Source organism: Nonomuraea sp. NPDC050404 (genome assembly GCF_040655495.1).
In the GTDB taxonomy this organism is placed as follows: Bacteria; Actinomycetota; Actinomycetes; order Streptosporangiales; family Streptosporangiaceae; genus Nonomuraea.
Map to the genome: position 1 here is coordinate 78,436 of NZ_JBFAKB010000043.1, position 13,898 is coordinate 92,333.

Consider the following 13,898-nt stretch of genomic DNA (forward strand, 5'->3'; position numbering starts at 1 on the left):
GTCAGCTCCCTTCAGCACCCGGCTGCGCAGCCGGGCCGGTCTCGGGGGCGGCCTGCGCGGCCGCCTCGTTGTTACGGGGTGCGCGGTCGCCGCGGTCACCACGGCCGCCACCGCCACGACGGGGACGGTCACCGCCACCACGACGCGGACGGTCGCCACCGCCGCCGCCACCACGACGGTCGTCGCGGTCACGACGCTGGCCGGCGCGAGCGCCGGCGGCAGCCGCCTCACGCTCGGCGCGGCTGGTCGGAGCCTCGCCCTTGTAGATCCAGACCTTCACGCCGATGCGGCCGAAGGTCGTACGGGCCTCGTAGAAGCCGTAGTCGATGTCCGCGCGGAGCGTGTGCAGCGGCACCCGGCCCTCGCGGTAGAACTCCGACCGGGACATCTCGGCGCCGCCCAGACGACCGGAGCACTGGACACGGATGCCCTTGGCGCCGGACTTCATGGCCGACTGCATCGCCTTGCGCATGGCACGGCGGAACGAGACCCGGCTGGACAGCTGCTCGGCCACGCCCTGCGCGACGAGCTGCGCGTCGATCTCCGGGTTCTTGACCTCGAGGATGTTGAGCTGGACCTGCTTCTTGGTCAGCTTCTCCAGGTCACCGCGGATGCGGTCGGCCTCGGCGCCGCGGCGGCCGATCACGATGCCGGGACGCGCGGTGTGGATGTCCACCTGCACGCGGTCCGTCGTGCGCTCGATCTCGACCTTGGAGATGCCGGCCCGCTCCATGCCCTTCTGCAGCATGCGGCGGATCGACACGTCCTCGGCTACGTAGGACTTGTACAGCTTGTCGGCGTACCACCGGCTCTTGAAGTCGGTCGTGATGCCGAGGCGGAACCCGTGCGGGTTAACCTTCTGGCCCACTATCGGGTCCTTCCCTTCGGCTCGCGGGACTCCACGATCACGGTGATGTGGCTCGTCCGCTTGTTGATCCGATAGGCGCGACCCTGTGCACGCGGACGGAACCGCTTCAGCGTCGGGCCCTCGTCGACCCACGCGCGGCTCACGACGAGCGTGCTGGGGTCGAGATCGAAGTTGTGCTCGGCGTTCGCCACGGCGGAGCTGAGCACCTTGTAGATCGGCTCGCTCGCCGACTGGGGAGCGAACTGCAGCACGGCCTGCGCCTCCGAAGCGGGCAGCCCGCGAATAAGGTCCACCACGCGGCGGGCCTTGAGGGGCGTGACGCGGACGAACCGCGCCTGAGCCCTGGCTTCCATCGCTTACTCCTCTAACTGCTTCTGAAGGCGTCTATCGCCGGCTGCGCCGGTCGTCCTTGACGTGGCTGCGGAACGTCCGCGTGGGAGCGAACTCTCCGAGCTTGTGGCCGATCATCGACTCGGTGACGAACACCGGGACGTGCTTGCGGCCGTCGTGCACGGCGATCGTGTGCCCGAGCATGTCGGGAACGATCATGGAGCGCCGCGACCACGTCTTGATGACGGTTTTGGTGCCCTTCTCGTTCTGGACTTCCACCTTCTTCTGAAGGTGACCGTCCACGAAGGGACCCTTCTTAAGGCTACGTGGCATCTCGGCTGCTCCTACCGCTTCTTCCTCTTGGACCGACGGCGGATGATCAGCCTGTCGCTGGCCTTGTTCGCCTGACGGGTACGACCCTCGGGCTTGCCCTTGGGGTTCACCGGGTGACGACCACCGGAGGTCTTACCCTCACCACCACCGTGCGGGTGGTCGACGGGGTTCATCGCGACACCGCGGACGGTCGGGCGCTTGCCCTTCCACCGCATACGGCCGGCCTTGCCCCAGTTGATGTTGGCCTGCTCGGCGTTGCCGACCTGACCCACCGTGGCGCGGCAGCGCACGTCGACCATGCGCATTTCGCCGGACGGCATACGCAGCGTGGCGTAGGTGCCCTCCTTGGCCAGCAGCTGGATCTGCGCACCGGCGGAACGGCCCAGCTTGGCGCCACCACCCGGACGGAGCTCCACCGCGTGGATGAAGGTACCGGTCGGGATGTTGCGCAGCGGCAGGCAGTTGCCCGGCTTGATGTCGGCCCCGGGGCCGTTCTCGATCCGGTCGCCCTGCTTGAGGCCCGTCGGCGCGATGATGTAGCGCTTCTCGCCGTCGGCGTAGTGGAGCAGAGCGATGTTGGCGGTGCGGTTGGGGTCGTACTCGATGTGAGCGACCTTCGCCGGAACGCCGTCCTTGTCATGCCTACGGAAGTCGATGATCCGGTAGGCGCGCTTGTGACCGCCGCCCTGGTGGCGAGCGGTGACCCGGCCGTGTACGTTGCGGCCGCCCTTGCTGTGCAGGGGTGCAAGCAGCGACTTCTCAGGGGTGCTGCGGGTGATCTCGGAGAAGTCCGAGACACTCGATCCGCGGCGACCTGGAGTCGTCGGCTTGTACTTACGGATGCCCATCTTTTTCGTTCATCCTTCGTCGGTTACATGGGTGAGCCCGCCGCACCGGAGTGCGACGGTCTCAGCCCCGCGCGGGCCATGCGGCCCGCGCTCACTTCTAAGGCCGCTAGCCGATCTGACCGAAGATGTCGATCCGATCGCCCTCGACCAGGCTCACGATCGCGCGCTTGGTGTCGGGACGCTTGCCGAAGCCGGTACGGGTGCGCTTGCGCTTGCCCTGCCGGTTGATGGTGTTCACGCTGGTGACCTTGACCCCGAAGATCTGCTCGACGGCGATCTTCACCTGGGTCTTGTTCGCGGTGTTGCGCACCAGGAACGTGTACTTGTTGTTCTCATCGATCAGGCCGTAGCTCTTCTCGGAGACGACCGGCTTGATGATGATGTCGCGCGGGTCGGTGACCCGCTCCATCCGGCCCTTGCGCTGCTCGGGCTCGGAGGACTGGACGACGTCCTGCGACTCGGTGGTTGCGTCGGACATCAGGCCTCTTCCTTCCCGCCCTCGCTCAGGCGCGCCACGACCTGGTCGTACGCCTCCTGGGTGAAGACCACGTCGTCGTGCACCAGCACGTCGTAGGTGTTGAGCTGCCCGGCGTCCAGCAGGTGGACCTCGGGAGCGTTGCGCAGGCTCATCCAGGTCAGCTCGTCGTCCGCGTCGACGACGACGAGGACGCGGGCGGCCTGGGTGATCTTGCGCACGGCCTGCAGGGCGGCCTTGGTCTTGGGCGTCTCGCCCGAGACCAGGGAGCTCACCACGTGCACGCGACCGCCGCCGGCCCGGTCGGACAGGGCGCCGCGCAGGGCGGCGGCCTTCATCTTCTTGGGCGTGCGCTGCGAGTAGTCACGCGGCACGGGGCCGTGGACGACGCCGCCGCCGGCGAACTGGGGAGCGCGGGTCGAGCCCTGACGGGCGCGGCCGGTGCCCTTCTGGCGGTACGGCTTCTTGCCGCCGCCGGAGACCTCACCACGGGTCTTGGTCTTGTGGGTGCCCTGCCGGCGAGCGGCGAGCTGGGCCACGACCACCTGGTGGATCAGCGGAACGTTGACCTTGGCGCCGAAAACGGCGTCGGGCAGGTCAACGGTGCCGGTCTTCGCGCCGCTGGCGTCGAGGACGTCAATAGTGGTGCTCACTTGGCAGCCCCCTTCTTGGCAGCGGTACGGACGAGGACCAGGCTGCCGTTGGCGCCGGGGATCGCACCCTTGATCAGGATGAGACCGTTCTCGGCGTCCACGGCGTGAACCTTCAGGCTCTGCACGGTGGTGCGGACGTTACCCATCCGGCCAGCCATGCGCAGACCCTTGAAAACGCGGCCCGGGGTGGCGCAGCCACCGATGGAACCCGGCGAGCGGTGCTTGCGCTGCGTACCGTGCGACGCGCCCAGACCACCGAAGCCGTGCCGCTTCATGACACCGGCGAAGCCCTTGCCCTTGCTCTTGCCCGTCACGTCGACGAACTGGCCGGCTTCGAAGGTGTCGGCCAGCAGCTCCTGGCCCAGGGTGTAGTCGCTCGCGTCGTCGGTGCGGATCTCCGCGAAGTAACGGCGCGGGGTGATGTCGTGCTTACGCAGGTAGTCGCCGAGCGGCTTGTTGACCTTCCTGGGGTCGACCTGCCCGAAGCCGAGCTGTACGGCGGAGTAGCCGTCCTTCTCTGCTGTGCGGACCCGGGTCACCACGCACGGACCGGCCTCGACCACGGTGACCGGAACCATCCGGTTGTCCGCGTCGAAGACCTGGGTCATGCCGAGCTTCTTGCCCAGGACGCCCTTGATCGTCTTAGCCATGTCAGTGCGTTCCCTCAGAGCTTGATCGAAATGTCGACACCCGCGGGGAGGTCGAGCCGCATGAGCGAGTCGACGGTCTTGGGGGTCGGATCGATGATGTCAATCAGCCGCTTGTGCGTGCGCATCTCGAAGTGCTCGCGGCTGTCCTTGTACTTGTGCGGCGAGCGGATGACGCAGTACACGTTCTTCTCGGTCGGCAGCGGCACCGGGCCCGCGACCTTCGCGCCAGTCCGCGTCACCGTCTCGACGATCTTCTTGGCCGAGCTGTCGATGACCTCGTGGTCATAGGCCTTAAGCCGGATGCGGATCTTCTGTCCCGCCATAGTGGCCTCGGTGTCCTTCGCTGTCGTCTGAAAAAGTATCGTGCGGCCTGTTGCCGCTAATCATTTGCGCAGGTCAGACCTGCGCTGACCCCACGAGGCAGACGCAGTCGATCTGCCTTTTCTTCCGTGATCCGGCAGTGACTTCGGTCACGTTCGGCCGAAGCTACTGCAGGATCACGGCGCCGTGCATGGGGCCCTGCGTGGTACGGCGGCCGGTCCCGGGGTTCGGGGCCGACCGCCGGCCCGACGGTACAGCTACTTGATGATCTTCACGACCCGGCCGGCGCCGACGGTGCGGCCACCCTCACGGATCGCGAACTTGAGGCCTTCCTCCATGGCGATGGGCTGGATCAGCTCAACGCGCATTTCGGTGTTGTCGCCCGGCATGACCATCTCGGTGCCCTCGGGGAGGTTCACCACACCGGTCACGTCAGTCGTACGGAAGTAGAACTGCGGGCGGTAGTTGTTGAAGAACGGCGTGTGGCGGCCGCCCTCGTCCTTGGACAGGATGTAGACCTGGCCGGTGAACTCGGTGTGCGGGGTGGTCGTGCCCGGCTTGATGATGCACTGGCCGCGCTCGACGTCGTCCCGCTTGATGCCACGGAGCAGCAGGGCGGCGTTGTCGCCCGCGTGACCCTCGTCGAGCATCTTGTTGAACATCTCGATGCTGGTGACGGTGGTCGTCGTCTTCTCGGCCTTGATGCCGATGATGTCGACCTGCTCGTTGACCTTGACGATGCCGCGCTCGATACGACCGGTGACGACGGTGCCGCGACCGGTGATCGAGAAGACGTCCTCGACCGGCATGAGGAACGGCTTCTCCGTCTCACGCGGGGGCTCGGGAACGCTCTCGTCCACGGCGTTCATGAGCTCGACGATGCTGTCGGCCCACTTCTGGTCGCCCTCAAGAGCCTTCAGGGCGGAGACGCGGACGACGGGCAGGTCGTCGCCGGGGAACTCCTGAGCGGAGAGGAGCTCACGGACCTCAAGCTCGACGAGCTCGAGGATCTCCTCGTCGTCCACCATGTCCGACTTGTTGAGCGCCACGACGATGTAGGGGACGCCGACCTGGCGGGCCAGGAGGACGTGCTCCTTCGTCTGCGGCATCGGGCCGTCGGTGGCGGCGACCACGAGGATCGCGCCGTCCATCTGAGCCGCACCGGTGATCATGTTCTTCACGTAGTCGGCGTGACCGGGGCAGTCCACGTGGGCGTAGTGGCGCTTCTCGGTCTGGTACTCGACGTGCGCGATGGAGATCGTGATGCCACGAGCCTTCTCCTCCGGCGCCTTGTCGATCTTGTCGAACGGCGTCGCGGCGTTCAGCTCGGGGTAACGGTCGTGGAGCACCTTGGTGATCGCCGCGGTCAGTGTGGTCTTACCGTGGTCGATATGCCCAATGGTGCCGATGTTCATGTGCGGCTTGTTCCGCTCGAACTTGGCCTTGCCCACTGGTTCTCTCCTTAGAGAATCTGACTGACTTTCGTCTGCACACTCGGGCCCGGGTGATTCCGAACCCCTTGGAGGCGGGATGGCTCTCACCATCCCGCCAGGGACCAGGACTTGACGTCCCGGCCCAACCCCTCACGGGGTCAGACCAGGAACTACTCGCCCCGGGCCTTCGCGACGATCTCCTTGGCGATGCCCGGGGGCACCTCCGAGTAGGAGTCGAACTGCATGCTGTAGCTCGCCCGCCCCTGCGTCTTGCTACGCAGGTCACCCACGTAGCCGAACATCTCATTGAGCGGCACGAGCGCCGTGATGACGCGAGCGCCTGCGCGCTCGTCCATCGACTGGATCTGCCCGCGGCGGCCGTTGAGGTCGCCGATGACATCACCCATGTAGTCCTCGGGCGTGGTGACCTCGACGGACATCGTGGGCTCGAGAAGCACCGCGTCGGCCTTGCGAGCGGCCTCCTTGAACGCCATCGAACCAGCGATCTTGAACGCCATCTCCGAGGAGTCGACGTCGTGGGCGGCGCCGTCGGTCAGCGTAACCTTCACGCCGACCATCGGGTAACCGGCCAGCACGCCGAACTCGGCGGCTTCCTGGGCGCCGGCGTCGACCGAGGGGATGTACTCCCTCGGGACGCGGCCACCCGTGACCTTGTTCTCGAACTCGTAGCCGTCGTTGCCTTCGCCGAGCGGCTCGAGGTTGATGATGACCCGCGCGAACTGACCGGAACCACCGGTCTGCTTCTTGTGGGTGTAGTCGACCTTCTCCACCTTGCGGCGGATGGTCTCGCGGTAGGCGACCTGCGGGCGGCCGACGTTGGCCTCGACCTTGAACTCGCGACGCATCCGGTCGACGAGGATCTCCAGGTGAAGCTCGCCCATGCCCCAGATGACCGTCTGACCGGTCTCCTCGTCACGGCGGACCTGGAAGGACGGGTCCTCCTCGGCCAGCCGCTGGATGGCGGTGGACAGCTTCTCCTGGTCGCCCTTGGTCTTGGGCTCGATGGCGACGTTGATGACCGGAGCCGGGAACGTCATCGACTCGAGCACGACCTGGTGCGTGGAGTCGGACAGGGTGTCACCGGTGGTGGTGTCCTTCAGACCCATCACGGCGACGATCTGCCCGGCGTGCGCCGACGGGCGCTCCTCACGCTTGTTCGCGTGCATCTGGAAGATCTTGCCGATCCGCTCTTTCTTGCCCTTCACGGAGTTGATGACTCCGGAACCGGACTCGAGCGTGCCCGAGTAGATGCGGATGTAGGTGAGACGGCCCAGGTGCTGGTCGCTCTGGATCTTGAAGGCCAGCGCGGCGAACGGCTCGGTCGGGTCCGCGTGACGCTCGACCACCTTGTCCTCGTTGCCGACCGCGTGACCCTTGAAGGCAGGGATGTCGGTCGGGGCGGGGAGGTAGGCGACGATCGCGTCGAGCAGGGGCTGCACGCCCTTGTTCTTGAACGCGGTGCCGGTGAGAACCGGGTTGATGCTGCCGGCGAGGGTGGCGCGGCGCAGGGCCGCGACCAGCTGCTCCTCGGTGGGCTCGGTGCCCTCCAGGAACAGCTCCATCAGCTCGTCGTCGTTCTCGGCGACGGTCTCGACCAGCTTGTCGCGCCACTCGCGAGCGGCTTCGGCGTGGTCGGCCGGGATGTCGACGGTGTCGTACATCTCGCCCTTGGCCGCCTCCTCGCTCCAGAGCAGGCCCTTCATCTTCACGAGGTCGATGACACCCCGGAAGCCGGCCTCCACGCCCCAGGGGAGCTGAACGACGGCCGGGATCGCGCCGAGGCGGCTGATCATCATGTCGACGCAGCGGTGGAACTCCGCGCCGACCCGGTCCATCTTGTTCACGAAGCAGATGCGCGGGACGTTGTAGCGGTCAGCCTGGCGCCACACCGTCTCCGACTGCGGCTCAACACCGGCGACACCGTCGAACACGGCGACGGCACCGTCGAGGACGCGGAGCGCACGCTCCACCTCGATGGTGAAGTCGACGTGACCAGGGGTGTCGATGATGTTGATCGTGTGACCGAGCCACTCGCAGGTCGTCGCGGCAGACGTGATCGTGATGCCGCGCTCCTGCTCCTGCTCCATCCAGTCCATCGTGGCAGCGCCCTCGTGGACTTCACCGATCTTGTAGTTGATGCCGGTGTAGAACAGGATGCGCTCGGTCGTGGTGGTCTTGCCCGCGTCGATATGGGCCATGATCCCAATGTTGCGGACCTTGGCCAGGTCAAGAGCGGTCGTAGCGGCCACTTTAACTCGCGTCCTCGTCGTCTCGTCGAACCCGCCGGGGTTACCAGCGGTAGTGGGCGAAGGCCTTGTTGGACTCGGCCATCTTGTGGGTGTCCTCGCGCTTCTTCACGCTCGCCCCGAGGCCGTTGCTGGCGTCGAGGAGCTCGTTCATGAGGCGCTCGGTCATCGTCTTCTCGCGGCGGGCGCGGGAGTACTGCACCAGCCAGCGCAGGGCCAGCGTGGTGCTGCGCGCGGCGCGCACCTCGACCGGCACCTGGTAGGTCGCGCCACCGACGCGACGGCTGCGGACCTCAAGGGTCGGCTTGACGTTGTCAAGCGCGCGCTTCAGGGTGACGACCGGGTCGTTGCCCGTCTTCTCCCTGCAGCCCTCGAGGGCGCCGTAGACGATCGACTGCGCGATGGAGCGCTTGCCGTCCAGGAGCACCTTGTTGATCAGGGCGGTCACGAGCGGCGAGCTGTAAACCGGGTCAGACATGAGCTGACGACGGCCAGGAGAACCCTTACGAGGCATTGTTAGCTCTTCTCCCTCTTCGCGCCGTAGCGGCTACGGGCCTGCTTGCGGTTGCGGACACCCTGGGTGTCCAGCGAGCCGCGGATGATCTTGTAGCGAACACCAGGCAGGTCCTTCACACGACCGCCACGCACGAGCACGATGGAGTGCTCCTGCAGGTTGTGACCCACACCGGGGATGTAGGCCGTGACCTCGATGCCGTTCGTGAGCCGAACACGGGCCACCTTGCGCAGTGCCGAGTTGGGCTTCTTCGGAGTCGTGGTGTAAACGCGCTGGCACACACCGCGCCGCTGCGGACTCCCCTTGAGGGCAGGAGTCTTGGTCTTGGAGACCTTGTCCTGCCGGCCCTTGCGGACCAACTGCTGAATAGTGGGCACTGCCACTCCGTTTCGTGCCTTGGCCGGTGTTACGTCAAAAGGTCTTGCGATTCGCAGGTGCTGCCGGTGTCATGACCTGCTGGTTTTTCTTGTCTCGGCGCCCCCGCGCTCGGGCGTGTCGCGCTAGTCACACAGACACGTCCCGCGAGGATGTACGAGCCAGAGAGCCGTCCTGCGCCCGCAATGAGCGCGCGGTCGAGAGCCCGCTAGAAGACGGGCACGATGCTCAAGACTACCCAGCCTCCAGCGACACGTCAAAACGACGCGACAAGGCGGGCAAGCCTTACCGCTCCGGATCGCCAGGGCCTTTCATCCAGCCCATCTACAGCTCCGCCGACCATGATATCGGCCTTCGCGACCATCTTGCGAGCTGTTCGTCGAACCTCCGGCATCGGAACAGTGAAGACTCGACTGTCCGGCCTCTCACCTGGCGGTTAGTGTCCCCTGGCGAACCATCGAGGGAGATCCCACCGGCCCGGAGGTCCTGTGCACCACACAGACGGCCCACAGGGCGCCGTAACGGCGCCCAGCCACTGAAGGGCTCAGCGGGCGTCTCCCTGGAAGGTCCTCAGCCCCGTACGGCGTCTGGGGCGGCCACGGCAGCGCCGTAACGGATCAAAAAGGCAACGCCGTAACGGATGGAAAAAGCGGCGCCGCGACGGATGGGAAAAGCAACGCGCCCGAGCCTCCCTGACGAGAGACCCGGGCGCATCACTCAGAGCATTTACCGGTTGTACTGGCCGAAGTCGTACTCCTCCAGCGGGACGGCCTCGCCGCTGCCGGTGCCGAAGGTGTAGTCGGCCGCGGAGCCGTCGTAGCCGCCGACCGTGTACATGGCCGCCTTGGCCTCCTCGGTCGGCTCGACCCGGATGTTGCGGTACTGCGGCATGCCGGTACCGGCCGGGATGAGCTTACCGATGATGACGTTCTCCTTCAGGCCCAGGAGCGAGTCGGACTTGGCGTGGATCGCCGCGTCCGTCAGGACCCTGGTCGTCTCCTGGAAGGATGCCGCCGACAACCACGACTCGGTGGCCAGCGACGCCTTCGTGATGCCCATGAGCACCGGGCGGCCGGCGGCCGGGGAGCCGCTCTCCGCCACCGTCTCGCGGTTCATCTGCTCGAAGCGCGGACGCTCCACCAGCTCACCGGGCAGCAGGTCGGTGTCACCGGACTCCAGCACGTTCACGCGCTTGAGCATCTGCCGCACGATGATCTCGATGTGCTTGTCGTGGATCGACACACCCTGCGAGCGGTAGACCTGCTGGACCTCCGCCACCAGGTGCAGCTGCACGGCCCGCGGGCCGAGGATGCGCAGCACCTCGTTGGGGTTGACCGCACCGGCGACGAGCTGCTGGCCGACCGTGATGCGCTGGCCCTCCTGCACGAGCAGGCGCGAACGCATCGACACCGGGTACGCGATCTCCTCGGACCCGTCGTCCGGGGTGATCACGATCTTCCTGGTCTTGTCGGTCTCGTCGATGCGAGCCCGGCCCTCGGCCTCGGAGATCGGGGCGACACCCTTGGGGATGCGCGCCTCGAACAGCTCCGTGACACGGGGCAGACCGTGGGTGATGTCGGCGCCGGCCACACCACCGGTGTGGAACGTACGCATGGTCAGCTGCGTGCCCGGCTCACCGATCGACTGGGCGGCGATGATGCCGACCGCCTCGCCGACGTCCACGAGCTTGCCAGTGGCCAGCGAGCGGCCGTAGCAGGTCGCGCAGACACCGATCTTGGCCTCGCAGACGAGCGCGCTGCGGGTACGCACGGTCTCGACGCCGGCCTCGACCAGCTTCGTCACGTGGATGTCGTTGATGTCGACGCCCACCGGGACGATGACCTTGCCGTCCACCTCGACGTCCTCGGCCAGGATGCGCCCGTGCACGTTGGACTCGGCGTTCTCCGCCTTGACCAGGTTGCCCGAGGAGTCCCGCTCGCCGACGTGCAGCGGGACCGCGCGGTCGGTGCCGCAGTCGATCTCGCGCACGATGACGTCCTGCGCCACGTCCACCAGACGACGGGTCAGGTAACCCGAGTCGGCGGTACGCAGGGCGGTGTCGGCCAGACCCTTCCGCTGACCGTGGGTGGAGATGAAGTACTCCAGCACCGACAGGCCCTCGCGGAAGGAGGCCTTGATCGGCCGCGGGATCGTCTCACCCTTGGTGTTGGACACCAGGCCACGGATACCGGCGATCTGCCGGACCTGCATCTTGTTACCGCGGGCGCCGGAGTTGACCATCATCCAGACCGGGTTGGTCGCCGGGAAGGCGTTGACCATGTCGGTCTCGACGTCGGCCGTCGCGTGCGTCCAGATCTCGATGAGCTCCTGACGGCGCTCCTCGTCGGTGATCAGACCGCGCTCGTACTCACGCTGAACCTTGTCGGCCCGGCGCTCGTAGTTCTCCATGATGTCCTGCTTGTTCGGGGGCGCGACGACGTCCTCGATCGAGATGGTGACACCGGAGCGGGTCGCCCAGCGGAAGCCGGCGTCCTTGAGCGCGTCGAGCGAGTTGGCGACCTCGATCTTGGGGTAGGTCTCCGCCAGCTCGTTCACGATGATGGACAGCTGCTTCTTGCCGACCTGGAAGTCGACGAAGGGGTAGCTGGCCGGCAGCGTCTGGTTGAACAGGCACCGCCCGAACGTGGTCTCCAGCCGCAGGGGGTCGCCCTGCTCCCAGCCCTCGGGAGCCACCCACTCGCGCGGCGGCAGGACGTCCTTGAGCCGGATCTGGATCTTCGCCTGGATCTCCAGCTCGCGGCGGTCGAAGGCCATCTGCGCCTCGGCGATGGAGCCGAACACGCGGCCCTCGCCCTGCGCGCCGTCCTTCTGGGTGGTCAGCCAGTACAGGCCGATGACCATGTCCTGGGTGGGCATCGTCACGGGCTTGCCGTCGGCCGGCTTGAGGATGTTGTTGGTCGAGAGCATCAGGATGCGTGCCTCGGCCTGGGCCTCAGCCGACAGCGGCAGGTGCACGGCCATCTGGTCGCCGTCGAAGTCCGCGTTGAACGCGGTGCAGACGAGCGGGTGGATCTGGATGGCCTTGCCCTCGACCAGCTGCGGCTCGAACGCCTGGATGCCCAGACGGTGCAGCGTCGGCGCCCGGTTGAGCAGCACCGGGTGCTCGGTGATGACCTCTTCGAGCACGTCCCACACCACGGGGCGGGCGCGCTCGACCATCCGCTTGGCCGACTTGATGTTCTGCGCGTGGTTGAGGTCCACGAGCCTCTTCATCACGAACGGCTTGAACAGCTCCAGCGCCATCTGCTTGGGCAGACCGCACTGGTGCAGCTTGAGCTGCGGGCCGACGACGATGACCGAACGGCCGGAGTAGTCGACTCGCTTGCCCAGCAGGTTCTGGCGGAAACGACCCTGCTTACCCTTCAGCATGTCGCTGAGGGACTTCAGCGGCCGGTTGCCGGGCCCGGTGACCGGGCGGCCGCGACGGCCGTTGTCGAACAGCGCGTCCACGGCCTCCTGCAGCATCCGCTTCTCGTTGTTCACGATGATCTCGGGCGCGCCGAGGTCGAGCAGACGCTTGAGGCGGTTGTTGCGGTTGATGACCCGGCGGTACAGGTCGTTGAGGTCGGAGGTGGCGAACCGGCCACCGTCGAGCTGCACCATCGGGCGCAGGTCCGGCGGGATGACCGGGATGCAGTCGAGCACCATGCCGCGCGGCGAGTTGGTCGTGTTCAGGAACGCGGACACGACCTTGAGCCGCTTGAGCGCGCGGGCCTTCTTCTGGCCCTTGCCGCTGCGGATGGTCTCGCGCAGGTTCTCGGCCTCGGCGTCGAGGTCGAAGCTGATCAGGCGGTCCTGGATCGCCTGCGCGCCCATGCCGCCCTTGAAGTAGCGGCCGAAGCGGTCGCGCATCTCGCGGTAGAGCAGCTCGTCGCCCTCAAGGTCCTGGACCTTGAGGTTCTTGAAGCGGCTCCAGACCTCGTCGAGCCGGTCCAGCTCGCGCTGGGCCCGGTCGCGGAGCTGACGCATCTCGCGCTCGGCGCCCTCGCGGACCTTGCGGCGCTGGTCGCCCTTGGCGCCGGCGGCCTCAAGCTCGCCCAGGTCGGCCTCGAGCTTCTTCTGCCTGGTCTCGACGTCGGCGTCACGGCGCTGCTCGATGTGCTGCCGCTCGACGGAGATCTTCGCCTCCAGCGAGGGCAGGTCACGCTCACGCATCTCGGTGTCGACATGCGTGATCATGTACGCCGCGAAGTAGATGACCTTCTCCAGGTCCTTCGGGGCCAGGTCGAGCAGGTAACCGAGGCGCGACGGGACACCCTTGAAGTACCAGATGTGCGTGACCGGCGCGGCCAGCTCGATGTGGCCCATCCGCTCACGACGCACCTTGGCGCGGGTGACCTCGACGCCACAGCGCTCACAGATGATGCCCTTGAACCGGACTCGCTTGTACTTACCGCAGTAGCACTCCCAGTCCCGGGTCGGACCGAAGATCTTCTCGCAGAAGAGCCCGTCCTTTTCCGGCTTGAGGGTCCGGTAGTTGATCGTCTCCGGCTTCTTGACCTCGCCGTGCGACCACTGACGAATGTCGTCGGCCGTCGCCAGCCCGATCCGAAGCTCGTCGAAGAAGTTGACGTCCAGCATGTTTGCGATCTCCCCCTCAGACTTCTTCCACGCTGCTCGGCTCACGCCGGGACAGGTCGATACCGAGCTCCTCCGCGGCGCGGAAGACGTCCTCGTCGGTGTCACGCATCTCGATGGACATACCGTCGCTGGAGAGCACCTCGACGTTGAGGCACAGCGACTGCATTTCCTTGATGAGCACCTTGAAGGACTCGGGGATGCCCGGCTCGGGAATGTTCTCGCCCTTGAC

General features: G+C 66.5%; 14 protein-coding genes. All 14 read right to left on the reverse strand.

What is annotated here, in order from left to right:
* Nucleotide 1 precedes the first annotated feature (1 nt).
* Complete coding sequence (gene rpsC, locus AB0I81_RS58965) at nt 2-868, reverse strand: 30S ribosomal protein S3 (protein WP_360678246.1); 867 nt, start codon at nt 866-868, stop codon at nt 2-4.
* The gene (rplV, locus tag AB0I81_RS58970; RefSeq protein ID WP_360678248.1) at nt 868-1,221 is read right to left on the reverse strand and encodes a 50S ribosomal protein L22; all 354 of its coding nucleotides are present in this window, start codon (nt 1,219-1,221) and stop codon (nt 868-870) included. Before rplV ends, rpsC begins: the two co-directional genes overlap by 1 nt.
* Before the next feature lie 31 nt (nt 1,222-1,252).
* Nucleotides 1,253-1,531, reverse strand: a complete 279-nt coding sequence (gene rpsS / locus AB0I81_RS58975; protein ID WP_360678250.1) for a 30S ribosomal protein S19 — start codon at nt 1,529-1,531, stop codon at nt 1,253-1,255.
* Between the two features lie 11 nt (nt 1,532-1,542).
* The gene (gene rplB / locus AB0I81_RS58980) at nt 1,543-2,379 is read right to left on the reverse strand and encodes a 50S ribosomal protein L2 (RefSeq protein ID WP_360678252.1); all 837 of its coding nucleotides are present in this window, start codon (nt 2,377-2,379) and stop codon (nt 1,543-1,545) included.
* Between the two features lie 106 nt (nt 2,380-2,485).
* The gene (rplW, locus tag AB0I81_RS58985) at nt 2,486-2,788 is read right to left on the reverse strand and encodes a 50S ribosomal protein L23 (RefSeq protein WP_360678276.1); all 303 of its coding nucleotides are present in this window, start codon (nt 2,786-2,788) and stop codon (nt 2,486-2,488) included.
* A gap of 68 nt (nt 2,789-2,856) precedes the next feature.
* Nucleotides 2,857-3,507 (reverse strand): 50S ribosomal protein L4, encoded by a 651-nt coding sequence (gene rplD, locus AB0I81_RS58990; RefSeq protein WP_360678254.1) that lies wholly within the window; start codon nt 3,505-3,507, stop codon nt 2,857-2,859.
* Nucleotides 3,504-4,157, reverse strand: coding sequence for a 50S ribosomal protein L3 (gene rplC / locus AB0I81_RS58995; RefSeq protein WP_360678256.1), 654 nt, complete (start codon nt 4,155-4,157; stop codon nt 3,504-3,506). The genes rplD and rplC overlap by 4 nt, the downstream gene beginning before the upstream one ends.
* A gap of 14 nt (nt 4,158-4,171) precedes the next feature.
* The gene (rpsJ, locus tag AB0I81_RS59000; RefSeq protein ID WP_012887830.1) at nt 4,172-4,480 is read right to left on the reverse strand and encodes a 30S ribosomal protein S10; all 309 of its coding nucleotides are present in this window, start codon (nt 4,478-4,480) and stop codon (nt 4,172-4,174) included.
* A gap of 255 nt (nt 4,481-4,735) precedes the next feature.
* Nucleotides 4,736-5,929, reverse strand: a complete 1,194-nt coding sequence (gene tuf, locus AB0I81_RS59005; protein ID WP_360678258.1) for an elongation factor Tu — start codon at nt 5,927-5,929, stop codon at nt 4,736-4,738.
* 152 nt (nt 5,930-6,081) lie between these two features.
* Nucleotides 6,082-8,181, reverse strand: coding sequence for an elongation factor G (gene fusA / locus AB0I81_RS59010; RefSeq protein ID WP_360678260.1), 2,100 nt, complete (start codon nt 8,179-8,181; stop codon nt 6,082-6,084).
* A gap of 40 nt (nt 8,182-8,221) precedes the next feature.
* The gene (gene rpsG, locus AB0I81_RS59015) at nt 8,222-8,692 is read right to left on the reverse strand and encodes a 30S ribosomal protein S7 (RefSeq protein ID WP_043623423.1); all 471 of its coding nucleotides are present in this window, start codon (nt 8,690-8,692) and stop codon (nt 8,222-8,224) included.
* A 2-nt stretch (nt 8,693-8,694) separates the two neighbouring features.
* Nucleotides 8,695-9,069, reverse strand: coding sequence for a 30S ribosomal protein S12 (gene rpsL / locus AB0I81_RS59020; RefSeq protein ID WP_049572713.1), 375 nt, complete (start codon nt 9,067-9,069; stop codon nt 8,695-8,697).
* Between the two features lie 724 nt (nt 9,070-9,793).
* Entirely contained in the window at nt 9,794-13,669 is a 3,876-nt protein-coding gene (locus tag AB0I81_RS59025; RefSeq protein WP_360678263.1) for a DNA-directed RNA polymerase subunit beta', read from the reverse strand.
* A gap of 16 nt (nt 13,670-13,685) precedes the next feature.
* The coding region (locus AB0I81_RS59030) for a hypothetical protein (RefSeq protein WP_175600297.1) at nt 13,686-13,898 on the reverse strand (213 nt) is incomplete at its 5' end.